Source organism: Paenibacillus sp. FSL R5-0744, from assembly GCF_037972555.1.
Lineage (GTDB): Bacteria > Bacillota > Bacilli > Paenibacillales > Paenibacillaceae > Paenibacillus_AQ.
The window spans coordinates 4,313,741-4,337,376 of sequence record NZ_CP150228.1 but is presented as its reverse complement, the minus strand read 5'-3'; the positions used below and the strand labels follow the sequence as shown (position 1 = coordinate 4,337,376).

Here is a 23,636-nt window from a genome sequence, read left to right as displayed (position 1 = left end):
GAGAGGAATGTATATGATTGAACTAAAGCAGGTTTCCAAAACGTTCACTCGGAAAGGAATCACGATTGATGCTCTTAAAGGGATCGATTTAAAGGTCGATAAAGGCGATATCTTTGGCGTTATCGGCTATAGTGGTGCGGGGAAAAGTACATTAATTCGTTTAGTCAATTATTTGGAAAGACCTACTGAAGGACAGGTCTTCGTTGCTGGGCGTGATTTAGGAACCTATAACGATAAAGAGTTACGGGCGGCTAAGAAGAATATCGGCATGATTTTTCAACATTTTAATCTATTAGAATCTAAAAAAGTATTTGATAATGTAGCGATTCCTCTAGTTCTCTTAAAAAAGAATAAGAATGAAATCCGCCAGCGTGTACAAGAGTTGCTAGAGTTTGTTGGATTAAGTGACAAAGCAGGGAGTTACCCTAGTGAATTATCAGGTGGACAGAAGCAGCGGGTCGGGATTGCCAGAGCGCTTGCCTCGAATCCATCCATCCTATTATGTGATGAAGCGACTTCTGCCTTAGATCCACAGACGACACATTCTATCTTACAGCTATTAAAAAAAATCAATGCAGAGTACAACATTACTGTGATGATCATTACACATGAAATGTCTGTCATTCAAGAGATTTGCAACAAGGTGGCGGTGATGGAAGAGGGCCGAATTATTGAGCAAGGAAGCGTTCTAGATGTATTCGGTAGTCCGAAGCATAAGACCACACAAAATTTTGTGAAGACGGTTATTCAGAACAGCATTACGCCAAGCGTCCAAAAATCCATCAAAACAGAACCCGGAAGTGTTCTTTATAAACTTAATTTTGTTGGAGAAAGCGCCTCTGAGCCTATCCTGTTCGAGATGATTCGATCCTTCGATATGAAGGTCAATATTTTATTTGCGAACACGACCGAGATTCAGGAAACGACACTGGGTACAGTAATTATTCAATGCAGTGGAGATACAGCTGAGATTAACAATGCGTTATCTTTCTTAAAACGTCATGGAGTCGGTGTAGAGGAGGTAGAATCTAATGTTTTCGACCACATTAACAGGTGATCAATTTCTGCAGGCGATTATTGAAACGATTCAGATGGTTGGCGTCTCCTTGTTTGTTGGCTCATTGATAGGGATACCCTTTGGGATATTGCTTGTAATCACTCGTCCTGGTGGGGTTTTGGAGAACAAAGCGCTTTACGCCATACTAAATCCAATCATCAACATTATACGCTCTCTGCCTTTTATTATTTTACTTGTAGCGATTGTACCTTTCACACGTTTGATTGTTCATACTTCGATTGGGACAAGCGCAGCGATCGTACCTTTAATTATCTACATCGCACCATATATTGGCCGTTTAGTAGAGAACTCCCTGCTTGAAGTGAACCCGGGAATTCTCGAAGCTGCTGAAGCGATGGGGGCAACGCCATTTCAAGTGATATGGTACTTTTTATTGCCAGAGGCAGTTGGATCATTAATCCTGTCTTTGACAACGGCAACGATCGGGTTGATCGGTGCAACTGCAATGGCTGGAACGGTAGGGGGCGGCGGTGTCGGTGACTTGGCGATTGTATATGGGTACCAACGTTTTGATACGGTTGTCGTGGTAGCTACTGTTGTTATTCTCATTATTTTAGTGCAAGGCATTCAATCTTTAGGCAACACGCTAGCAAGAAAAATTCGCCGTTATTAGTCATTACATATTCCGGGAGGGAGTTTGGCAGATGAGTGAATGGAGCAAGCAAGATCGATTTAAAGCGATATTATCCGGAGAAAAGGCAGATCGCCCAATTGTAAGTGGTTGGCGGCATTTTATCGACAAAGAACAAACTGCAGATGATTTAGCGCAAACTACGATTTCTTTTACGAAACAATATGATTGGGACTGGGTCAAGATCAATCCTAGAGCTACTTATTTGGCGGAAGCTTGGGGCAATCAATATGATTTTACGGATTATCAGACTGTATTTCCAAGGCAGCAAACAACAGCAATTCCATCAGCGGTTAATCTATGGGATATCGAAGTTAAAAAGGCGGTGCATACAGCTTCCTTGGCCGAACACTTAGAGAGTGTTAGAAAAATTCGTCAAGGACTACCTGATACCCCACTAATCCAAACGGTATTCTCTCCATTGACTGTATTGCTATTTATTGTAGGACGTTCTGCTTATGTTACAAAAACAGTGTTTGGCATTGAGCATCCAGTAACTTTGGAGTCGTTATTTAAGGAGCATCGTGCGGCAGCGCACCATGCGTTACATGCGATTTCATTAACCTTAGCCGATTATGTACAAGAGCTGCAGCAAGTGGGTTCTGACGGTTTGTTCTACGCTGTGACAGGCACCGCTCACCCAGGATTATTTGATGAAGCCATGTTTGACGAGTTCTCCAGACCTTATGACTCTATTGTCTTAGAAGCTGCAAGCTACGGCAAAAACATTCTTCATACTTGTGGGGCTTATGCCCAGCCTGAGAAATTTAATGATTATCGAATTGATGGAATCAGCTGGGATACTGTAGCCGAGGGGAACCCTGGTTTAGAGGCGGATCTTAAAGCTACTAAAGTAGGTGGCGTCGATCATGGGCTGTTCGCTGTAAACGATATCGCACAAATTAAGCAGCAGGCTAAAGAAGCACTGACATTAATGAAAGACCAGCCTTTTATTCTTTCTCCAAATTGCGCTATCCCACTTAATGTGACGGATGAGGCGTTAGCACAGCTAAAACAATCTATATTTGAATAGGAGATGAAGTTATGAAAAAGTTGATAGTAGTGTTGATGATAGGGGTTCTAGCGGTGTTGACGGCTTGCGGGAATAGTCAATCCGATAATTCAGGAGATAAGAAGAAGCTTACCATTGGATTTGGTGTGGGAACCTATGAGGAGCAATTCCGCCAATCGATCCTTCCGATCTTAGAGAAACAAGGCTATAGCGTTGAAATTAAGTCCTTTTCGCAAAACATGCAGGTCAATCCTGCGATGAAGGAAGGCTCCATTGACGCAAGTATCTTCCAAAGCACAGCATACATGGAGGCAATCAACAAAGAAATCAAAGCAGACATGGTAGGGATTGCTTATGCGCCTGGTGCACCACAAGGTCTTTATTCCGTAAATCATACTACACTTGACGATGTTAAAGATGGTACAACCGTAGCTGTTCCGAATGATCCGGTGAACCAAGAGCGTGCACTGCGTATCCTGGAAGAATTGGGTTGGATCAAGATTAAAGATGGCGCAGGCGTAGCTGATTTTAACATCAACAGCATGGAACCGGATAAATATAACATTGATATTAAAATATTGGACCCTGCTCAAATCCTAGTTTCACTGCAAGATGTTGATTACGGCGTTGTAAACGGGAATTATATTGCTAATTCAGACAGAAAGATTACGGATGCCTTGAAAATCGAAAATACGCCTATGGAACACAGAATTATCGTATCGGTTAATAAAAAGGATGAAAATACACAGTGGGCGAAAGACTTGAAAGCAGCTTATGAATCTAAAGAGTTCGAAGAATATATTCGTGGAATAGAGAAATATGATGGTTTCATTCTGCCTGAAGCATGGGACAACAATTAAGTAAGGAAGTGAACTCAAGTGACACAAGAAAAGATTCATTTTATTGGTGGAGGACAGATGGCGGAAGCGATCATTCGCGCATGTATATCCAACAACACCCTGTCGGTAGATCAAATTAGTATATCTGACATTAATGAAGCTCGTCTTCAGTTTTTGAGTACCAAATACGGAATAGATACGAAGAGCTCACAGGAGCAAAGCCTATCTACTGCAGATCTGATTGTGGTTGCGGTGCGTCCACAGGATGATTTAACTACACTTGGACAAATCGTACAACAATTCGCTTCACCTACCGCAGTCATCGTATCGATTGTGGCAGGTGTGACGAATGTCCAATTAGCTGGTTATTTTGGAGCTGAGAGGTCCATTATCCGTGTCATTCCAAATACATTGACGGATACAGGCTACGGATATAGCGGTGTAGCATTAAATGCTTACGCTAACCGTGATCAAGTGGAGCATTTCTTACTCGGATTTGGTAAAGTGCAATATCTGGATGAGACATTAATGGATATTTTCACTGGATTTGGTGTGGCTGGCCCCAACTATATTTATTATTTCATTGAGTCTTTTGTAGATGCAGGTGTGCTTGCCGGATTGCCGCGTGAGCAAGCCTGGAATGTTGCACTGGAGAATATGATGGGATCGGTAGCTATGCTGCAGCAGACAGGGCTGCATCCAAGACAACTGCTAGATATTAATAATTCACCTGGCGGAGTTGGGATGCATGGCTTGTACGAATTAAATAACAGTGATTTCGCAGCAGGTCTGCAAAGAAGTGTTCTGGCGGCTGTGAAGCGTACTACTGAGCTAGGAGTGAAGTAATCATGGTAACAGTGAAATGGGATCATTTAGTACACTACGTCAATGATCTGTCCAAACCAGTTGAAATTTTTGGAGCTCATGATTTGGTTGCTTTTAAGGGAGGTTCTCATAAAGATTGGGGAACCTATAACGCATTAAGTTATTTCGGGCTAACCTATCTGGAATTTCTGAGCATTGAGAATCTTGAGCTGGCAAAGGCAACTGAACATAATCTAGTGGTGAAAGACGCTGTAAAACTTCTGCCGGAGCATGAAGTCTTAAGCAGAGTAGTCATCCGGACAGATGATATTGAAGAAGTAGCGGCTTCCCTTAAGGCAGCGGGTTTATCACTATCTCCAATCATCGATGGGAAGCGTCTAGATAACGAGGGAAGATTAATCGAGTGGCGCATGATGACTATCGGTGGTGATTTTCAAGGCCTAGTCTATCCGTTCATCATTCAATGGAGCGGGACAGATGCAGAGAGGTTAGAAAGATTATCATCGTCTGGAGTCATCCAGCCTCATCCTGCAGGTCATGTTGAAATCGTGCGCGCTGTATTCCATGTCTCCGATCCTGCAGCTACCGCTAAACACTGGGGATCGATATTCGGACTGCCTGTAGCAGAGTCAGAGGACGGTACTTTTATCCTTACGATTGGAGATAAGTCTTTTGCTTTCGTACATGGGGACGAGAACCAGTTCAAACAGGTGTTTTTTGAAACGGATTCGTTAGCGCTGAAAGGGAAGACGATTCAGATCGGTGACGGGGAGTATGTTTTTGTATAAGGCATTAGTTTCTATATAATTTAAGATGAAAAGACTTGCTCGAATGTATTGATACCTCGAGCAAGTCTTTTTGCTATCCATTGATGTGATCTTTTTGTTTTAATCAATTTGTAAACCAGATGAAATTCCATTTTATAGTAAGATAACCATGATAACGAAGATTGAAAACCTCGAGTATGCAGTTAAGAGATAACTTTCAACGGATTAATTCATGTACCAAAAGTATAGTGTCCACATTGATTGGGATTGCAATTGAAGAAGGATGTATCCCTTCTGTTGAGATTACTTTGAATAACAAATGTTTATTGCGATGATAACTTTTTCAAGTACAGATAATCGGCAGTCATCGAAATATCGTTGTTGTCACAAAACGACTCCTTATCTCGTTTTATATGCAGACGGAATAAGGAGTGGTTGCAATGAAAGAATTGACATGCATCGTTATTGGCGGAGGATATGCAGGTATTAATGCAGTTAAAGCGATTCGGAAAACATTTAAGGGGCAAGCAAGTAAACGAACACTCCGACTTATTTTAATCGATAAGAACCCTTATCACTTTCGCAAAGTATTGCTTTTTAAGCCCGCGGTCGGAGATGAAGAGATTACTATCCCTCTGACTAGGTTATTTCCCGAGGGGGTTGAATTCGTTCAGGCTACTGTAACGAAAATCGAATCAGGGGAAAGAAGGCTACTTTGTCAGGATGCTGTAGGAAATAAGAATTCGATAAAATATGACTTCCTCGTTCTGGCGGTGGGCAGCGTCGTGCGGCAACCCGACTCTGATCTAGGAGGTATAGCATTAGCGAGTTTAGACGCTGCGTGGAAGATCCGAGAGGCATGGCGCGCGAATATAAAGAAAGCTGTAAAGGAAAAAAGCTCGAAAGAACGTCAGAGATTAATGACCATTGCCGTTGTTGGAGCGGGCATAAGCGGCATCGAGACATCTGCTGAACTAGCTTATTTTTTTCGTAATGATGCGGTATCATTGGGACTTGACCCGAATGCTGTAAGGATAAATTTATTTAACGCGAATAAGAGACTTTTCCCAGAAGGCCCGGTAAAAGTAGGCCTTAAACTGGAACGTTCACTTGACGCTTGCGGAGTAACTACCTTACATGGAAGTAGGGTATTACAGGAGAAAGAGGGAGTGCTAACCTTATCTAACGGCGAGACGATGTCCGCTGGCCTATGTGTCTGGACGCTGGGGCTGTTACCCAACCCAATGCTGCAAAGCATCGGGTTACCAATCACTCCGGAAGGATACGTGATCGTAGATGCAAGTTATCGGGTTCAAGGGGCCCAGGGTGTATACAGTATCGGCGACTGCGCGCGAATCGTAGACCCTGCTACCGGACGGGTGGACGGGAAGACGTGTAAGGAAGCGACCGCCCAAGCAGCAAGGCTTGGAAAGATTTTATCGGCGGATATTGCAGGGCGTCCGGCACCCATGCATAAGGAATTTATTGACTTTTTTTGTTTTGCCTTAGGTCCGGAGCAGGGAATGGTATGGACACATCAATGGGGGTTAGATATTATTTTTACAGGAAAGCTGGGTTGGCGAATAAGGAAATTGACATGGGATTCGGCAAGTCTGTTAAAATAATGTAAACAGAGGGTTAGTGGAAAAGGGTGGAATTTTAAGATGCAAGAATTATATGAGCATTATAAAGGGCTGCTTTTTACGCTTGCCTACCAACTGACTGGATCGGTCTCCGATGCGGAGGACGCTGTGCAGGACGTATTCCTGAAGTTGTATGATGTAAAGCTGGATCGATTGTTTGAACCTAAAGCATATTTGTGCAAAATGGTAACTAATCGCTGTCGGGATTTATTCAATTCGGCGCGTAAGCGGCGAGAACAGTATTTCGGGCAATGGCTTCCTGAGCCCCTTCTTACTCCGAATGATGAATCGTTTGAATCGGTTGTTCAAGGCGAGCTGCTGTCTTATGCTATGCTCGTCTTGCTTGAAAGGCTGTCCCTTACGGAACGAGCAGTGTTCGTGCTTCGTGAGGCGCTCGGCTTTGAATATGCTAATATTGCTGAGCTCGTTGGCAAAAGCGAAGCGAATTGCCGCAAGCTGATCAGCCGTGCGAGAGGAAAAATGGGGATTACCCCCGATGAACCAGTCAATCCCGAAGCTGCAAGCGAAGAGTGGGTCCGTCGACTCCTAGCGGCTCTCGAACAGGGTAACGTGGATAGGGTTGTATCCATGCTCGCCAAAGATGTCGTGTTGGTCTCAGATGGAGGGGGTAAAGCCTTCGCCGCCGTCCATCCTATTGAATCGCGCGATCTCGTCGCTCGTTTCCTTCTCGGCTTAACTCGTAAGGCTCCTCATTACGAAGGAGGCGTGCATGTAGAAATGAGGGATATAAATGGCCAAACAGGACTCGTTGTCCGTTCAGGAGATGGCATCGTAACTGTTGCGCTAATGCATGTCGAGAGAAATTCGATTCGCAACTTATACTTTGTTAGGAACCCAGATAAGCTGAGGCATTTATTGAAATGAAAAGAGGATTTGAAAAAAATCGCCGTTAGAACAGTTATGGAGATGCGGGGAAGTGAGCACTCCGGTAACACTAACGGAGTTGATTACTAATAACAAGGAATTCAGGAGTGTAACAACACTACTAGGATCAGAATAAAGGAATACAGTGGATTAGCCAACCAATCACTTAAAGTGCTTGTTAGAAGTTAAGTTTAGTGGTAATCAAAGTGAGGGTTATGTTATGCCAAAAAATGATAATATGCTAAAAATTCTATGGATGTTGAATTCGGGAGAGAAATTGACTGCAAAGCAGATATCGGAAAAGTTAGAGATGAATATAAGAACAGTTTATCGGTATATTGATGCACTATGTGCCAGTGGTGTCCCTATCATATCCGACACAGGGCACAATGGCGGGTATAGCTTGCTGCACAATTTTATCAAATCTCCTCTGCTATTTAGTATTGATGAAAAAAAGACACTGCTTCATGCTGCCCTATTTGCAAAAGAAGCCGGATATCCTTTGAGTGAGGCATTAGAGAATGCAACATCTAAGTTGAAAATGTATTCGAATCAGGAGCAGGAAAGTATACTAAGCCATCATTTAGCCGGATTTGAAGTAATAAACCGCAAGGGATACCCCGCTGTTCAGCCGGTATTGCAGGAATTGGAGCACGCTGTAGCAAATGAATGGTCTGTAGAAATTTCTTATCGTAACAGTCATGAAGAGCAGTCCCCAAATAGGGTAATAGACCCCTATGGCGTGGTTAATTGGAACAATAAGTGGTACACAATTGCATTTTGCCACCTGCGGAATGAGATTCGCAGCTTTCGGGTAGAACGAATTCTGAACATCACTCGCACGCCATTCTCATTTAGGCGTCCCAATGATTTTTCAGCGCGTACTTTTTTTATGAAAAATCTGTTACCAGATGTAGTAGGTAAATCCGAATTAATTTCTTTAATTATTGGTGGCAGGGCAGAGGCGTTGGATGATTTATGCATACATTGGTTTTTGGAGCATCATTTGCAGGAGCGGACATCAACGCAAGCAATTTTTTTACTTGAGGAAGAATCACTGTATACATATGTTCCGTATATAATTCTTCCCTATGGGAAATCCATTCAAGTTATTGAGCCACAGAATCTAAAGAATAAACTTGTGGCGGTTGCTTCAGAGTTAATGGAATATTATCAAGTTTAACAACTTCACTGACAGCAGATGTCAGTGAAGTTGTTTTATTATAATGATAACCACTCATTAAAGATGAATGGTTGCTGTTACCTAATAAACTTTATGAGGAGCACTTAGAAATGAATAATACAGTATATCTTTATGTGTTTGATACCATGTCCGATTGGGAAATAGGTTATTTAACCGCCGAACTGCACTCTGGAAGACACTTCAGACAGGGGCTGGGTCCAGCAAAAATAGTCACCGTTGGGATAGAAAAGACTCCAGTAACTACAATGGGCGGATTGAAAATAATGCCTGACATTAAAGTGGATGAGTGCAGCATTAAAAGCGTAGATGCACTGATTTTACCTGGTGGAAATACATGGACAGAAGCTATTCACGTGCCCATATTAAAAATTGCCGAAATGTGTTTAAAGGAAGGGATAGTAGTTGGAGCAATTTGCGGTGCTACCTTAGGACTTGCTCAAGCAGGATTGTTAGATTCACGTTGGCACACAAGCAATGATTTGGCCTACCTTAAAATGATTTGCCAATGTTACACGGGCGAAGAATATTACAAAGTGGAATCTGCTGTCACCGATGGGAAATTGATCACCGCATCCGGAGTAGCTCCAGTAGAATTTTCTGTTCATGTTTTAAAAGCGCTAGATGTATTTTCTCCAAAAACATTAGACGCATGGTATCGACTTAATAAAACTCAGGAACCTAAATATTTCTACGAGTTAATGAATTCAATCCAATGACAGTATAGGGATATTAGGCATGTGGAGTGCTGTGTGTTGTTGATTCACTAATAATGTCTGAAGACCACATTTACCTATAAATAGAAGCCCAGGCGTGTTCAACGCTTGGGCTTTTGCAGTTTGGTCTAAGCCGCGCTATCATCCAATAATTCTCTAGGGGGTCATGATTTTTATTTGATCGGAATGTACAGATCTCACGTTCCCCAAATATAATGGAACGTTTGGGGAAGCGTGCGCAGTGTACCAGTGTGAGTGAATACGGCGTAACGCCCCTCTGGAATTACCTTTTGTACAAATTTTGCAGGAAGTCCTTTAAATGAAGCCACTTCGATGCCAGCGACCTCCGTAAATAGCACCGTCTTTATATTCTGTTAAACCAAAGCCTTCGAGTTTACGAGTGTAAGCAATCTTATGTGCTGTATTTTCTGAAATAATATTGCCTAGCTTATACCCAATTTCATAGCTTGTTCCTTTCAAATCCAGTGTATGAACGGAAATCGTTAACATCCTGTTCCCTCCTTTTTTCTACAGTTTAAGGTGGAAAGGGAAGCAGTGCATGATATTTTGTGCTGTTTTTTTCGCTCAATACCAAAATAAGTTTTTTTACCGCATAACAGAAGTTAATGGAGGATATAACAAAGGTCCAATTTCGTAATTATTTCCGGCGTGAGTAGGAATTTAAAATCCGTCAGCTCATGTTATTTAGGTGATAGTCCATACTTTTAGAATAGTGGCGCATATTATATTTTAGGAAGTAAAAGGGAGGGATAATCAATGAGCTGTGGAGTTGGAGGCAGATTTACTTCTACTGGAGAAATTTTGGTTCTTTATATCTTATTGGTAATTATATTATCTGCTTGTTTCTTTGTATAATAGCAGGCTATCAGAAAGAACAATAGCCACTGTTCCAAGGCTATTGTTCTTTTTTTGCAAATGTTGATGGACATGCCAATCCTTTATTTCGTTCCAATAACGAGAATAAATCCGATGTATTCATGATAACGGTCCATTATGCTGTTGTACTTACTGATCACTTCCCAAATCGTGTGGTCAAGAAAGGAATCAGTATCCATTTGTTGATAATGGTCTGGATGCTCTGTAAGATCCTCACTTGATTTAGGAAACAAGAAGGGACCATCTATCTGTGAATGATAAAATCCCATAGTGTTTACTAATGCTGACCATTTATTAAAGTCCCATAGATTCTCAACATGATAAAATGTTCTAATCACTTGATTGATTTCTGTAGACATAGGTTTATATTTAATCATTTCTCTATCAAAAAGCTTGCCTCCAGTCCGCAAAACCCTATAATATTCCGAAAATGCCTTTTCTGTATCAGTGAAAATGGATACAGACTCAACAAGAATCACATCAAATGACTCGTTAGGAAAAGGAAGCGAACTTGCGTCACCTACTAAGAATTGAATTATAGATTTCTCTTTTTCAGCCCGTATTTTTGCTTTTGAGATCATATCTGGGTGAATATCTATACCTATTACATCATGACCTTGTGCAGCTAAATAACAAGATGTTCTGCCAGTGCCACAACCAACTTCAAGGATTCGGGAAGCAGGTGGTAGTGGATATTGTTCAAATTGCTTTAAAGTTGCAGTAAACCCTCCAGGATGAGCATTTCCAACACCTAATTTAGCAAGCATATTCAAATATTCCATGAGTGTAAATTCCTTTCACTGCGGGTCTTATTTTATAATATGAAAAAAAAATAACTTTGTACCGCAGTGCTAAATATTAATGACTTAAGAACATACATAAAAAGAAAATGTTGGTTTATTATTAAATTAAAATCCAGGTCGTCAAGCAATGTGCGTAATTGCTTGACGATCTGGATTTTTTTGCTAAAAAGGATATGATTGTCCGTTCTTTTAGTAGTCTCCGATTACAAGTTGAGGTTTTATTTAATTATTCAAGAACACTTGAAAATAATGTAAATGTAGAGTATTGTAAGTAGTAAGTAGTAAGTAGTAAGTAGTAAGTAGTAAGTAGTAAGTAGTAAGTAGTAAGTAAATCAAAACGCTCACCATATGGAATAAATATCATCCAGTAAATACGAATTTATGGATAGGGGTGGATGGTTATGATGGATTTAAAATTAGCACCGAGTTTTTCAGTGATCGCGCTTAATGCACAGAGAAGTCTTCATATGACTACTGTCAAGAAAGTGTCTTTACGCTGTATGGCAGCAGCGGTTATATTGGAGCTTTACTTAGAGGGATGTTTTACGCAATCAGAGAACAAGTTAACTTTGCCCAAGGAAGGATTGGATCAAGCTCATTCAGCACTTTATAGAGAAACGGTTCTACAGCCCTTGCTTCATAAACATGCTGAAGTGAAGGGTGATCTTAATTGGTGGGTAAAAAAGGCCTCCATGCTGTCTAACAAACAATTAAAAAAGTTCGAGACCGCGATTTCAGATGATCTTAAAGCAATGGATTTGCTTGAAGATATCCCAAGTCTGTTAGGGAGCGACATGTATTTTGATACTGCCGAAGTTGAAGTTAGAGCGTATCGCAGTAATATGGAGGCGTACACAAGCATTACAGAGAACATTCGTGCAGAGATTTTGGAAGAGGGTTCAGTAACGGATGAGGTCATTTGTATGCTGTGGCTGCTTCGTGAATGTGGATGCATGCATGATTTCTTCTCGCTAAATGAAATAGAAAAGGTAAATATCAAACTACATGATCTATACCAAAGTAATGTATGGGCAAAGGCATTGCTTCCAATACAAATTCGCCATGGAATTGAGCTGGGAATCAAACGCTTTTTAGAATTGAAGACAAAGTTTGCGAAGACTTTTATCGGTAGTAGCATCAATCTTTTATTCCCTGCCCTAGAGCCATCGCGAGCTGTCTTTATAGAAACAGAGTCTTGGTTTGATAATTCTAATCAAAGACTAGACGCAGTTATTACAAGATTATTGTCCTATGGACATGAAGTTAAGGTGATGGAGAGAGGATCGATTGCGACCCTTAAAATTGATAATTTGTTATACGATGCGATCCCGCATTTTGTAATGATGAAAGTGCCAATCCAAGGTGTGCGTCTTGTTCCGAAGCGCCCGCTGTAAAGGAGTTGGTAATCAATGTCTAGACAACGCTCCATGGAGAATATTTTGGCTTCAGAGTATGTATCTATAGGTGAATTGGTAAGAATCACAAACTCTCGTTATAGTACACTCAAACATTACACAGAAGAAGGCATGCTTCCCTTTGAACAGGCCGAGGAGAATTTAACACGAAGATATAAAAGAGAGAAAACCGTCGCACGCATTCTTTGGATCAAAGAGATGAAAACAAACGGTTTATCTATCCCGCAAATTAAAGAAGCTTTAGGAATGAATTAAACATCGGGATTCCCGATGTTTTTTGCTTTTTTAGTCAAAGAATTATAAACCCTCAGATAGCCGTGCCCCAATCATCTGAACAAATTGCTCAGCCGCAATAGACAGCTTTCGATCCCGTCGTACTGCAAAACCTATACTGCGAGGTAAAAGCGGATCTTCTAACTTCAACTCATGAAGCTTTTCACTATGAAGATCCTCTTGCACGAAAGAACGGCTGATAAAAGCTGCCCCATACCCTAATCTGGCGAACTCTGCTAGCAGTTCTATGCTCCCCAATTCAATATCTGGAATTACCGATAATCCCTTAGTCGCAAACCATTGTTCAACAAATACTCTAGTACTGCTCCCTTGAGAAAATAAGATTAAAGGCAGCTCTGACACTTCTCTCATGGTTAGTGAACGACTAGCTAATTCTTGATAGGCTTCACCTACTACAAAACAATCCTCTAACACAGCCAGCGTCTGTATATTTAGCAGTGGATCGTGAAGCGGCATATGGACAAAGGCGCAGTCGATCTCACCATCTTTTAAACGCTTAGTGATGTCTGGCGTCTTCCCATGAGAAAGACGAATTCGTATACCTGGGTATGTGCTATGAAAGGTATTCAACTGCGGCAACAAAAGATGCTTGATCAGATAATCACTGGCTCCGATTCGTATTTCTCCCTCATTTAACTGCTTCAAGCTCTCCAGATGCTTCTGTGCAGAATCCAGCATGGAAAAGGATTGCTCCACATATTCAAATAGCGCTCGTCCTTCTTCTGTAAGCTCTACACCTTTGGACAGCCTGTGAAACAGCTTCAGTCCTAAGGCTTCTTCCATTTGTTTAATGGCATAACTCACAGAAGGCTGTGTAATATGTAGTTCCCCTGCAGCTTTTGTTAAATTTCGATGACGAGCCGTTTGCCAGAAAATACGATACCACTCCAAGTTGAACATGTGGTATAGATCACCTCTATATCAATATGGTAAAAATCCAATTTCATTTATTTCATTTCATTCATTATAATCAGACTAGAGGAATAATTCAAAGGGGTGGATGAAGTGGAATCCAATCAACCGGACTTAGAAGCACGATCTCCATGGTCAACGAATAGCGATAAACACATAGTGAAGATTAGCCCAGCGAAAGCGGTAATCAATGGGACGATAACCATATCAGGAAGTAAAAGTCTGACAAATCGGGCCTTGGTAATCGCTGCTTTAGCAGATGGACGTTCAGAAATAAAGGGAATATTAAGAAGTGATGACTCTTACTGGTGTATTGAATCATTAAAGAAACTGGGGATTCCCGTTGTGATAGAAGAAGAGACAGCTGTTGTGGATGGATGTGGCGGCAACTGGCCGAATCCGACTGGTGAGCTATATGTAGGAGCGGCAGGTACGGTTGCGAGATTTTTACCCGCTGCACTCGCGGCAGGGACTGGCACTTGGACAATGAATGGAAGTAAACGGCTTTGTGAGCGACCACTCGCGCCATTACTCGATGCATTAACGACCCTTGGTGCACAATTTGAGTATAAACAAGCCGACCGTTGTTTACCTTTTACATTAGAGGCAAAAGGTCTGCAAGGAGGAAAGGCAACCCTGCCCGGCTCCACTTCAAGTCAATTTATAAGTGGATTACTGCTAGCTGCACCGTATGCCAAAGAACCGGTAAACGTGTATATTGATGGAGAAGTTGTGCAAAGAGACTATGTCGAGATGACCCTTGCCATGATGGCCTCATTTGGTGTAACGCCAGAAGCATCTCAGGACGGTCAATCGATAACGGTTCCTACAGGAAAGTATCAAGGTCACACGATCACCTTAGAGCCTGATGTATCCACATGCTGTTACTTTTGGGCGGTAGCTGCGCTTACGGCAGGACGTGTACGAATTGAAGGGATCAATGCTAGCAATACAAGTCAACCTGATATCGAGTTCTTAGACGTTCTGGAGGTAATGGGCTGTACCGTTGTTCGTGGAGAGAACTTTGTTGAAGTACAAGGTGTCCCACGGCTTAAGGGTGGATACACAGTGAGTATGAAGAAGTGGTCGGATCAAACATTAACAATGGCTGCTATGGCTATTTTTGCAGATGGTCCAATCACTCTAAAGGATGCCGCACATATCAGACATCATGAATGTGATCGGATAGCCGCGATATGCGAGGAAATAAGTAAGCTTGGAATACGTGTGGAAGAGTTTGAGGATGGTCTAACGGTATATCCGGGTCAGCCACTCCCAGCTTTACTAAATTCTCATGACGATCATCGGATGGCTATGGCGCTTTCTTTAATCGGCTTGAAGATTGAAAATATTCAGATTATCGACCCTGGTTGTGTCTCCAAGACCTGTCCAGATTATTTTGACCGTTTGTCAGCGTTAGGCGTACAGGTCCAATACTAAATAAGGAGTGCATATATAATGGCAGGAAATACATTCGGTGAAGTGTTCAAAATTACAACCTTCGGTGAGTCACATGGTGTGTCGGTAGGGGTCATAGTGGATGGTGTAACACCAGGCGTCGAGATTAACGAAGCGTATATACAGAAACAGATGGATCGGAGAAAGCCGGGCCAATCTTCAGTGACTACTCCTCGTAAAGAATATGATGTTGTCCACATACAATCTGGAGTATTTGAGGGGAAAACAACAGGTACACCGCTCTTTGTAGTTCTTCAAAACCACGATATGAGACCAGAAGCGTACAGCGAGATCCAGGACGCTTTTCGTCCGGGCCATGCCGATTTTACTTATTTACAGAAATACGGCATTCGAGATCATCGCGGTAGCGGACGTGCTTCAGGTAGAGAAACTGCGGCAAGAGTGGCCGGAGGTGCGATAGCTCGTAAGTTGTTAGAGAGAAGAGGCGTACAGGTAGTAGCGTACACACAAGAAATCGGAGGCATAAGATGTGAATCCTTCGATGAGGGTGTGATTGAACAAAACGCTGTCCGTGCCTGTGATCCAATTGCAGCTGACAAAATGATTAAAAAAATTGAGGGGTTAGCGGAGATTGGGGATAGCTGTGGTGGCATTGTAGAATGCCGTATTCGTGGCGTGGTTCCGGGTCTTGGAGAGCCGGTCTTTGATAAATTGGATGCAGAGCTGGCGAAAGCTATGCTGTCCATTGGCGCTGTTAAAGGGATAGAATTTGGAGCTGGCTTCGAAGCAGCAACGATGCTGGGGAGTGAGCATAATGATGCGAGGAATAGCGATGGTTTTCTAACTAATCATTCCGGAGGAATCATCGGGGGGATTAGCACAGGACAAGAAATCGTATTTCGGATCAGTGTAAAGCCTACTTCGTCCATCTCTGTGCCACAGCAAACGACTAACATCAAAGGGGAAGAACAAGAGATACGCACCGAAGGCAGACATGATCCATGTATTTGTCCCAGAATCGTACCTGTCGTAGAGGCTATGGCTTGTTTAGTACTGGAGGATCAGTACAAACGACAAGCCGCTATGCTTGGATAATTCTAGAGCGGCATAATGGTGATGTTTGATTTTGACATGATTATTGAATTATTTTCCATTTAATGATATTTTTAAGATCGAATCATTGTCTCAGTCTACCCTGGAAGGAGCTGTACCATGGAACGATCAATTTTTATGAAAAGCATTGCTGCCCCTCTCGGCTTAATCCTGTTCTTGACCAGTATCGGTCTTGCCATTTCCTTTGCCTTCCCACAGCGGTCAAAAGCAGCGGTTGTTAAGTCTTCTGCTGCTTTTAGTTTGTTTGAGCAAAGAGTGAAGAAACCTTCATCTCTCAGTCTGGCCCAAGCCACCTTAGTCAATCGTATTGATGAGATGACGCCAGCAGAGGCTAATTTAGCCGTTTTACATTTGGAAAATGCCCTGAAAGCTTATCTACCTACAGCAATCAAACGAATGAATACGCCTGCTATTCAACAAGATATCAAAGATATTTATACTCCAGGCATGTCAATGGTGCTGGCTCGATCCAAGGTGAAGCAGTCCCAGACCCGTGTTGTTCTACAGGACTTGACTGCCATGGACTATAAGCTTGAATTGGGTGGCGGACGCTTTTATCCAATCATTCAATACAAAAGCTTCAAAGTGTTCAAACCTTACGTCTCCAAAGATTTGCAAGCCTATATCGAGCTGATGGCTACTGAGTCTGAGCAACCCTCTGCTGTGAACGGAACTTTGCTGATCAACTGGTACAAGGTCATAGAACGGGCTATGGCATATGAAGATTTTTTGTCAACCTATAAGTCTTCCAACCGTACAATAGCTATTAAGGAAGCCTATAACGTAGCCAAAGAATATGTGTTTAACGGTGCCCAAAACTCTCCGCTCTTTGATAAGATAACGCAAGTGATGAGTGAAGAAGCGGCAATTGCATACGAGAATACATTGTCAGAAGCGGGGCCAGAGCAGATTGAAGCCAGCCCACTACTGATCCAGCTTGAAGAATTTTTGATGCTACTGGAGAAGAACGGGGATAAGAAGACGCAGGCTGTTAAGGATTTTCTGAAATCGATTTAAGCTATAAAAATTTCAAAATAATAACTCTTGGAAGGCACTAACGTCCTGTTAGTGTTTTTTTTGCGAAAGGAGAACCTATGAACCGAATACTAGTCATTGGATCTGCTGGATCGGGCAAATCTACCTTGTCTCGCAAACTACATTACATACTTGATCTCCCTGTTGTACATTTGGATACCTATTACTGGAATGCCGACTGGGTTCCTAAACCAAATGAAGAGTGGAATAATATTGTCGAACAATTTATCAATGAAGAGCATTGGATCATGGATGGTAACTATTCAAGAACGATGGATATCCGAATTAACAAAGCCGATTTAATAATTTTCTTAGATATGCCTAGACTTCTATGCATCTACCGAATTATCAAACGACGAATTATATATCACAAGAAATCCAGACCGGATATGAATCAAGAATGCCCAGAAAAATTAGATTGGGATTTTGTGAAATGGGTTTGGAATTATAGAAAAAAAGGTCGAGTGAACACTATAAAGAAACTTGAGCAGATTAAAGGACGTAAAGAGGTTGTTATTCTGAGAACGAGGAAAGAGATGGATGAGTTTATAGGGAAGGTGGAGAAGGAAGGGGCTGGTCTGGGATGACTTGCAAACTGTTAGTTCAATCTGTAAATAAGTCATTAGAAATTGTTGATTTGTACTTTGTACAAGGATGGTGTAGATACTATCACAACGGGTCATCCTGCGGTTAGAAAGTTTAACAATTCTAAGTTATGAGATGATCCTGAATGGGTGGATGGTGTTTTTGAAAAGCTTGAACAATATAAATTCGAACTGAACTCTTGAGCATGTAATTGGATGAAGAGCCAATAGAAATGATAAGCAATTAAAGCAGCGATGTGCTAAGGTTTTAATTCTCAGCCCTAGCACCGCTGCTTCATTTTAAGGTATTCTAATCTAATTCTGCTATTATTTCAGGGCTTTACCCAGGACTCGTTCAGATCCATTTCCCGAATACAATCAGCCGAGTCATTCCTGTTGTTACTAATCATTGGTGTGACCGGGTACACCTGCATTTCATCTGCTGAATAAGGCCGCAGAATCGGATTCAGTGCTTCCAGATCATTTGTCTCCTCATCAAGCCATCGAGTGATATCCTGTGGGGATAAAATCGCCGGCATCCGGCTCTCAAATTCGCTAATCAGTGGATTGGCATCTGTCATGACCAGAGAGCAGGTGCGAAGAGGCTCCCCGCGCGTATCCCGCCAAATTTCGTATAGACCAGCCACTCCGAACATACTGCGATTATTCATGACTACCCGAACTGGATAAGTCTTTTTGCCTTCTTTTTTCCAATAGTAAAATCCATTACAAGGGATAATACAGCGCTGCTTGTCCACCATCTTGCGATAGGTTGGATTCTGATGCACATTTCGGAGATCCGCATTGATCGCATCTTTACCCCAATAAGGAATGAAGCCCCAGCGGAACTCATCCAGAATTCGCTCACCATCCTGCTGTAATACGACAGGCATATCCTGTGTGGGACTAATATTATAGCGGTCTTTATAGTAGTACATCACCCGTTTGATTTCAAAATGATCCCTAATGTCTTGTAGTTCGGCCGCCAGAGAAAAACGTTGACACATGAAACATCAGCCTCCTTTTGTTTCGTAGTGTTTGTAAAAGGAGGTAAATTATTCATGATTTCCATGGTCCTATTTTAGCAATCACTCCGTTTCTTTATAGCTTAACCTAGCTCCTTGGAAGCTTCCCTCCATATTGCGCCCTTAGCTGCTGCAATTTGTCCAGCTTACTCAGACTACTCTCCCTGTTTACTAAGCCTACCCCAAGAATCAGATTCTCGATAATATACGTGGGACCGACCATGGAGTGAAACTCCCAAACCTCACCTCTTCCGGCATACAGTACAATGTCTGCATCTTGGGATCGAGGATACACGAGTCTATCGGTGATCAGGATGACCTGGTAATTAGCTTCACGTGCATGGTCCAGAATCACTTCGATTTCAGGTAACAGTTGAACGAATCCAAAGACAAGCAATACATCTTTTTGATCAGCATGCATTAAGGTCTCTAGCAGTTCGTGACCGCTGGGGGCCATTTTTTTCATCTGTATTCCAAAACGTGCCATACGATAGATCATCAGCTCTGCCAGTCCAGCACATGGACCAGGGCTATATACATACACAATTCGTGCTGTCGACAGATTATCCACTGCGCGCTGCAGCGCCTCGTCGCTTAAATAGCGGCGTGTTTCTTGCAGATGATGTAAGCAATTGTCCAGCAGCACATGAGGGAGTGAACTATCATCCGATCTTTGCATGGCATCACGCATTTTTATGGAAGGTGTAGACTCGAAGCGGAAACGGAGTCGGCTCTTGAAATCCTTGGCATGCTTGTATCCAGCCGCTTTCCAGAACCGTGAGACGGAGGCGATACTTAATTGAAGCTCATCTGCCATTTCCTGTTCGGTCATGTAGACCACACGTTGCTCATTTTTTTGAATGAAGTCAGCAATAATTCGTTGATTTGGTGAGAAAGCGCGACGATTCCAATCCTTATACAATCTCTCATTCCTCCTAATATGAAGCAATAAATAGAATATAACGTGCGAAGATGTTGTAAATATTTTTACAACGTTAAAAATACTGAAAAGAATATTACTCCCATTTAACAATTGGTAAAAGTTGTGCTGACATGGCCTTCTTATAATAAAGATAAATTCCTGTAGGGAGGCCAAATATTCATGAGTACGATAAAAACACGCTACACGCTGACCCAGTCACAAAAAATGATGATTTTTGTACTGTCGATGTCGCTTTATGGCTTGTCCAATATGTTTACGGAGCTTGTGCCTGGGATCAAACTAGGCCCCATTGAATTATCGATTGAATATTTCGCTTTCATTCCTTTGACCTTATGTATGCTGTTTCATCCATTGTATGCGGCTATTGGGGCAGCTGTAGGTGAAGTGATCTTCGGGGAACTAATGTTAGGTCAATTTGGTGGGCTGGGTGAATTGGAGAAATTCATCACTTTCTCACTGGCGATGTATACTGCTGGCCGTATGGTATCTGATCCGAAGAATCGTAGACAGGTTGGAGTGGCGGCGATTACTGGCGTAGCGATTCACCAGTTCTTTAGCTCTGTTGTGGATATAGTGAAAGTATGGGTGGGTGTAGAAGAGCTTGAAGCTGTTAAAGGTCTGGCAGAGAGTATCGTTGTAATCGAGGGAGTTGGCTTTTTGAACGATGTACTCTTCTCCGGTATCTTGTTCGCCTTAATTCCAACTATGTATCTGGTTCCACGTTTATATGGAAAAATCGAACCTTTACTTGGTATGAAGCCGCGTGAACGGAACATGAAATATGCAACAGGGGCTTGGTTATCTCCTAAGCTTGTCATTTTTGGAACGCTTCTGGTCATGGTTGCGCTTGGATCGGAATTGCTCTCGGAATCCGGATGGAACTTTGGTGACTTTGAGTTTGTGTGGGCAGAGTCCAATGAAGACAGCTTAATTTGGCTGAGTATGCTGGTAGCGGCAATTGTTGCAGCAACAACGATTATATCCCTGATTCGGCGTTCAGCACGTAAAAGACAGGAAGTGGTCAAGTAGATGCGTAATTCAATACTCGAACTGAACGGAGTTACCTTTACTTATCCAGGAGCCGAACAACCTGTACTGCAAGATGTATCCTTGCGGCTAGAAGAAGGAGATTTCATTGCTATTATCGGCAGTAATGGTTCGGGAAAATCCACGCTGTGTAAATGCTTTAATGGCCTGATTCCTCATTATTACACAGGGGACTTCACTGGAGAGGCGACGATCTGTGGACAACCGGCGGATGGGAAAAGTGTAGCTGAGCTTTCCAAGCATATAGGATATGTTTATCAGGATTTTGAGAATCAATTGGTGCGTCCGACGGTTCTTGATGATGTGTCGTTTACGCCACTCAATTATGGATTTGCCGATTACAAGGAACGGGGAGAGCGAGCACTGGCGCTGACCGGACTTAGCGATTTAAGAAATGAATTCATCTGGCAATTGAGTGGCGGGCAAAAACACTTGCTAGCTCTAGCCGGAGCATTAGCGATGGATCCGGAAATTCTGGTCATTGATGAACCGGTAGCTCAGCTGGATCCGCAGCATGCCTGCCATATCTATGATATTTTGCGCCGTTTGAATGAGGAGCATGGGAAGACCATTGTAGTGATCGAACATCATGCGGAATTTATTGCAAACTATTGTAAGCATGTTGTCCTGATGGATAAGGGGAGAATGCGCTGGCAGAAGCCGGTGCGTGAAGCCCTCTCATCTGTAAAAGAACTGCTGGAGCTGGGCATTTATCCCCCCGATGTGACTCGGGCAGCTTGGCTGTTGCAATCTGATGCGCGGCTAACCCAATTCCTTCCCTTGAGTGCTGAAGAAGGGAACGCCCACATGATATTACGGCAGCATGCGATCCAGAGAAATGATCCATCTGACTATATGAAGGAGCAGTCCCTTACTGTAATTCGGGAAGAGAAGAGTGTCGTTCAGATGGAGAATGTACACCTCTCATACCGTACGATTCATAAGACGATGCATCCAGTCTTGAATGGTGTTCAGCTAGATCTGCGGCAGGGTGAGTCTATCGCTCTTATTGGCAACAACGGAGCGGGCAAATCTTCTTTAATGAAGCTGATTGCTGGAATTGTCAGACCTACAGCTGGAACCGTAAATGTGAAAGGGATGACCGTGAACGGTCTGCCACCCGAGCGTCTCTCCAGTACCGTAGCATACGTATTTCAGAACCCAGAGGAAATGTTTATTGAGGATTCTGTACGCAAAGAAATTGCTTATTATTTGAAGGCACGGAAGCTACCAGACACAGAAGAGAGAGTAGCAGAAATGCTAAAAGCTTTCCGGCTCAATGAATTAGCAGAACGTGACGCTCGACTTCTGAGTGGGGGGCAGCAGCGCCGAGTATCGCTAGCCATTGGTGCCGCTGTTCGTCCTGCCGTCATGCTGCTCGATGAACCAACGGCGAATCTGGATATTTCGACCAAACAGGAAATGGTTCATGTGCTGGATACACTTCGCAGTCATGTTGAGACAGTGGTGATCGCGACACATGATATGCAGCTTGTGTCTGAATGGGCGACTAGGATTATCGTTATGCATCAAGGCAGGATTATTGCTGACGGAACGACAGATGAAATCTTCGCTGACGGACTTCTATTACGGAGGGCAGGTCTGGCTCAGACACAATTGATGGAGCTGAGTCGTATGCTCGGTTTGCCCAAAATTTGCAGCAGCTTAGAGGAATTCGTAAGTCTAGTGGAAGTGAAAAAGGAGGTAACTGCAATCCATGGAAGCCGTTAAACGGGCACTTGACCGTATATCTGTAGAACAAATTAAACTGGAACTCTTAGGGACTGCTTATAACAGCAGCAGTACTTTTCTGGGGAGGCTCGACCCGCGAACGCTGCTACTTTGGTATTTGTTCTTTGCCATTGTGCCTTGGTTTGTACATAACCGTACAGTTCTCTTAGGGATGTTCGTGCTTATGGTCTTAACGACTGTCCTCTCCCGAGTCAGCCCATACATTATTTTTATATTGTGTCTGGGATTAATCAGCCAAATTGGGTGGATGTTCATCCTGTCGCTCTTTTTCGGCGGAGGAATTGAATCGTTGCTGCCTATGTTGACGCTGACACTTAAGCTTTCAGTGATATCACTAGCGAGTATTACGGTGTTCTCCAGTCTCGATCCGGAAAGACTTAGCGACGGCCTGCTATCCTTAGGGATTCCTGATACATTTGCTTTCAGCTTATCTTATGGTTATCGTATTTTGCCTACGTTATTGGAAGAATTCCATCAGATTTTGTTATCCTTCAGACTGAGAGGGCAACGACCGCTGCAACATGGTTTGTTGTATTGGAGAACAGCAACGTATTATTTGCGCATTGTGATCCTGGCTTTTTATCCACTCATGCTAAACACCGCTAAACGTTCCCGGACCACGATCGAGGCGCTTGAGACTAGGGGATTTAGCTACGGTCTGAATAATAAGAAAGTGAAGAAGATCAAGTTATCTTATTTGAAAATGAAGCGGTCCGACTGGTACTTTTTATCCGGATCCACCGTTTATGTTATTTTGCTTTGCTGGATCGGCTACCTCTACCCTAAACTGGTGTATTAAC

Annotated in this window: 25 protein-coding genes; 20 read left to right on the top strand and 5 right to left on the bottom strand. The window is 42.7% G+C overall.

The annotated features are described in order from the left end of the window. The first annotated feature begins 13 nt into the window (after positions 1-13). The 10 genes from MKY19_RS19185 to MKY19_RS19140 all read left to right on the top strand — a co-directional run bounded on the left by MKY19_RS19185 (position 14) and on the right by MKY19_RS19140 (position 9,600). Positions 14-1,057 carry a methionine ABC transporter ATP-binding protein gene (locus tag MKY19_RS19185; RefSeq protein WP_042189539.1) on the top strand — a complete coding sequence of 348 codons (1,044 nt, stop codon included), beginning with the start codon at positions 14-16 and terminating at the stop codon, positions 1,055-1,057. Beyond that, positions 1,032-1,691, top strand: a complete 660-nt coding sequence (locus tag MKY19_RS19180; RefSeq protein ID WP_042189536.1) for a methionine ABC transporter permease — start codon at positions 1,032-1,034, stop codon at positions 1,689-1,691. The genes MKY19_RS19185 and MKY19_RS19180 overlap by 26 nt, the downstream gene beginning before the upstream one ends. 31 nt (positions 1,692-1,722) lie before the next feature. Next, positions 1,723-2,742, top strand: coding sequence for a uroporphyrinogen decarboxylase family protein (locus tag MKY19_RS19175; RefSeq protein WP_339242198.1), 1,020 nt, complete (start codon positions 1,723-1,725; stop codon positions 2,740-2,742). An 11-nt stretch (positions 2,743-2,753) separates the two neighbouring features. Then, entirely contained in the window at positions 2,754-3,581 is an 828-nt protein-coding gene (locus MKY19_RS19170) for a MetQ/NlpA family ABC transporter substrate-binding protein (RefSeq protein ID WP_076299273.1), read from the top strand. 18 nt (positions 3,582-3,599) lie between these two features. Continuing rightward, positions 3,600-4,406: a pyrroline-5-carboxylate reductase gene (gene proC, locus MKY19_RS19165; RefSeq protein ID WP_339796923.1), complete on the top strand. Its 807-nt coding sequence runs from the start codon at positions 3,600-3,602 to the stop codon at positions 4,404-4,406. Between the two features lie 2 nt (positions 4,407-4,408). After that, positions 4,409-5,173: a VOC family protein gene (locus MKY19_RS19160; protein ID WP_339796920.1), complete on the top strand. Its 765-nt coding sequence runs from the start codon at positions 4,409-4,411 to the stop codon at positions 5,171-5,173. Positions 5,174-5,592: 419 nt separating this feature from the next. Next, positions 5,593-6,777, top strand: a complete 1,185-nt coding sequence (locus tag MKY19_RS19155) for an FAD-dependent oxidoreductase (protein ID WP_339796917.1) — start codon at positions 5,593-5,595, stop codon at positions 6,775-6,777. Positions 6,778-6,816: 39 nt separating this feature from the next. Then, on the top strand, positions 6,817-7,680 hold the full coding sequence (gene sigJ, locus MKY19_RS19150; protein WP_339796914.1) for an RNA polymerase sigma factor SigJ: 864 nt from the start codon (positions 6,817-6,819) through the stop codon (positions 7,678-7,680). A 220-nt stretch (positions 7,681-7,900) separates the two neighbouring features. Then, positions 7,901-8,863 carry a YafY family protein gene (locus MKY19_RS19145; RefSeq protein ID WP_339265722.1) on the top strand — a complete coding sequence of 321 codons (963 nt, stop codon included), beginning with the start codon at positions 7,901-7,903 and terminating at the stop codon, positions 8,861-8,863. Positions 8,864-8,973: 110 nt separating this feature from the next. Beyond that, complete coding sequence (locus MKY19_RS19140) at positions 8,974-9,600, top strand: type 1 glutamine amidotransferase family protein (protein ID WP_339796911.1); 627 nt, start codon at positions 8,974-8,976, stop codon at positions 9,598-9,600. A gap of 312 nt (positions 9,601-9,912) precedes the next feature. On the opposite strand, the gene MKY19_RS19135 is transcribed toward MKY19_RS19140, so the two are convergent. Then, positions 9,913-10,107 carry a hypothetical protein gene (locus MKY19_RS19135; protein WP_339796909.1) on the bottom strand — a complete coding sequence of 65 codons (195 nt, stop codon included), beginning with the start codon at positions 10,105-10,107 and terminating at the stop codon, positions 9,913-9,915. 267 nt (positions 10,108-10,374) lie between these two features. Between MKY19_RS19135 and MKY19_RS19130 the strand changes: the two genes are divergently transcribed. Then, the gene (locus tag MKY19_RS19130; protein ID WP_139328621.1) at positions 10,375-10,473 is read left to right on the top strand and encodes a sporulation protein YjcZ; all 99 of its coding nucleotides are present in this window, start codon (positions 10,375-10,377) and stop codon (positions 10,471-10,473) included. 83 nt (positions 10,474-10,556) lie between these two features. On the opposite strand, the gene MKY19_RS19125 is transcribed toward MKY19_RS19130, so the two are convergent. Beyond that, positions 10,557-11,276, bottom strand: a complete 720-nt coding sequence (locus tag MKY19_RS19125; protein ID WP_339796906.1) for a class I SAM-dependent methyltransferase — start codon at positions 11,274-11,276, stop codon at positions 10,557-10,559. Between the two features lie 422 nt (positions 11,277-11,698). Here MKY19_RS19125 and MKY19_RS19120 point away from each other — a divergent pair, with 422 nt between their 5' ends. Then, positions 11,699-12,691, top strand: a complete 993-nt coding sequence (locus MKY19_RS19120) for a hypothetical protein (protein ID WP_339796903.1) — start codon at positions 11,699-11,701, stop codon at positions 12,689-12,691. A 15-nt stretch (positions 12,692-12,706) separates the two neighbouring features. After that, positions 12,707-12,967 (top strand): helix-turn-helix domain-containing protein, encoded by a 261-nt coding sequence (locus MKY19_RS19115; protein ID WP_339796899.1) that lies wholly within the window; start codon positions 12,707-12,709, stop codon positions 12,965-12,967. Positions 12,968-13,009: 42 nt separating this feature from the next. On the opposite strand, the gene MKY19_RS19110 is transcribed toward MKY19_RS19115, so the two are convergent. Further along, the gene (locus MKY19_RS19110) at positions 13,010-13,906 is read right to left on the bottom strand and encodes a LysR family transcriptional regulator (protein WP_339796897.1); all 897 of its coding nucleotides are present in this window, start codon (positions 13,904-13,906) and stop codon (positions 13,010-13,012) included. A 105-nt stretch (positions 13,907-14,011) separates the two neighbouring features. Here MKY19_RS19110 and aroA point away from each other — a divergent pair, with 105 nt between their 5' ends. From aroA to MKY19_RS19090, 4 genes are all read left to right on the top strand, one after another. Continuing rightward, positions 14,012-15,358: a 3-phosphoshikimate 1-carboxyvinyltransferase gene (aroA, locus tag MKY19_RS19105; RefSeq protein WP_339796894.1), complete on the top strand. Its 1,347-nt coding sequence runs from the start codon at positions 14,012-14,014 to the stop codon at positions 15,356-15,358. A gap of 18 nt (positions 15,359-15,376) precedes the next feature. Continuing rightward, positions 15,377-16,432 carry a chorismate synthase gene (aroC, locus tag MKY19_RS19100; protein ID WP_339796891.1) on the top strand — a complete coding sequence of 352 codons (1,056 nt, stop codon included), beginning with the start codon at positions 15,377-15,379 and terminating at the stop codon, positions 16,430-16,432. Between the two features lie 117 nt (positions 16,433-16,549). Then, positions 16,550-17,467: a hypothetical protein gene (locus MKY19_RS19095; RefSeq protein WP_339796888.1), complete on the top strand. Its 918-nt coding sequence runs from the start codon at positions 16,550-16,552 to the stop codon at positions 17,465-17,467. A 77-nt stretch (positions 17,468-17,544) separates the two neighbouring features. Continuing rightward, positions 17,545-18,072 (top strand): DNA topology modulation protein, encoded by a 528-nt coding sequence (locus MKY19_RS19090; protein ID WP_076285390.1) that lies wholly within the window; start codon positions 17,545-17,547, stop codon positions 18,070-18,072. A 329-nt stretch (positions 18,073-18,401) separates the two neighbouring features. On the opposite strand, the gene MKY19_RS19085 is transcribed toward MKY19_RS19090, so the two are convergent. After that, a complete protein-coding gene (locus MKY19_RS19085; protein ID WP_339796884.1) occupies positions 18,402-19,076 on the bottom strand; it encodes an SOS response-associated peptidase in 675 nt (224 codons plus the stop codon). 106 nt (positions 19,077-19,182) lie between these two features. Further along, complete coding sequence (locus tag MKY19_RS19080) at positions 19,183-20,016, bottom strand: MurR/RpiR family transcriptional regulator (RefSeq protein WP_339265697.1); 834 nt, start codon at positions 20,014-20,016, stop codon at positions 19,183-19,185. A 180-nt stretch (positions 20,017-20,196) separates the two neighbouring features. Between MKY19_RS19080 and MKY19_RS19075 the strand changes: the two genes are divergently transcribed. The 3 genes from MKY19_RS19075 to MKY19_RS19065 are packed head-to-tail and all read left to right on the top strand — an operon-like array spanning position 20,197 to position 23,635. Beyond that, positions 20,197-21,066 carry a cell division protein FtsQ gene (locus tag MKY19_RS19075; protein ID WP_339796880.1) on the top strand — a complete coding sequence of 290 codons (870 nt, stop codon included), beginning with the start codon at positions 20,197-20,199 and terminating at the stop codon, positions 21,064-21,066. Continuing rightward, positions 21,067-22,815, top strand: coding sequence for an energy-coupling factor transporter ATPase (locus tag MKY19_RS19070; protein ID WP_339796877.1), 1,749 nt, complete (start codon positions 21,067-21,069; stop codon positions 22,813-22,815). Then, the gene (locus MKY19_RS19065) at positions 22,802-23,635 is read left to right on the top strand and encodes an energy-coupling factor transporter transmembrane component T (protein WP_339796874.1); all 834 of its coding nucleotides are present in this window, start codon (positions 22,802-22,804) and stop codon (positions 23,633-23,635) included. Before MKY19_RS19070 ends, MKY19_RS19065 begins: the two co-directional genes overlap by 14 nt. Position 23,636: the final 1 nt, after the last annotated feature.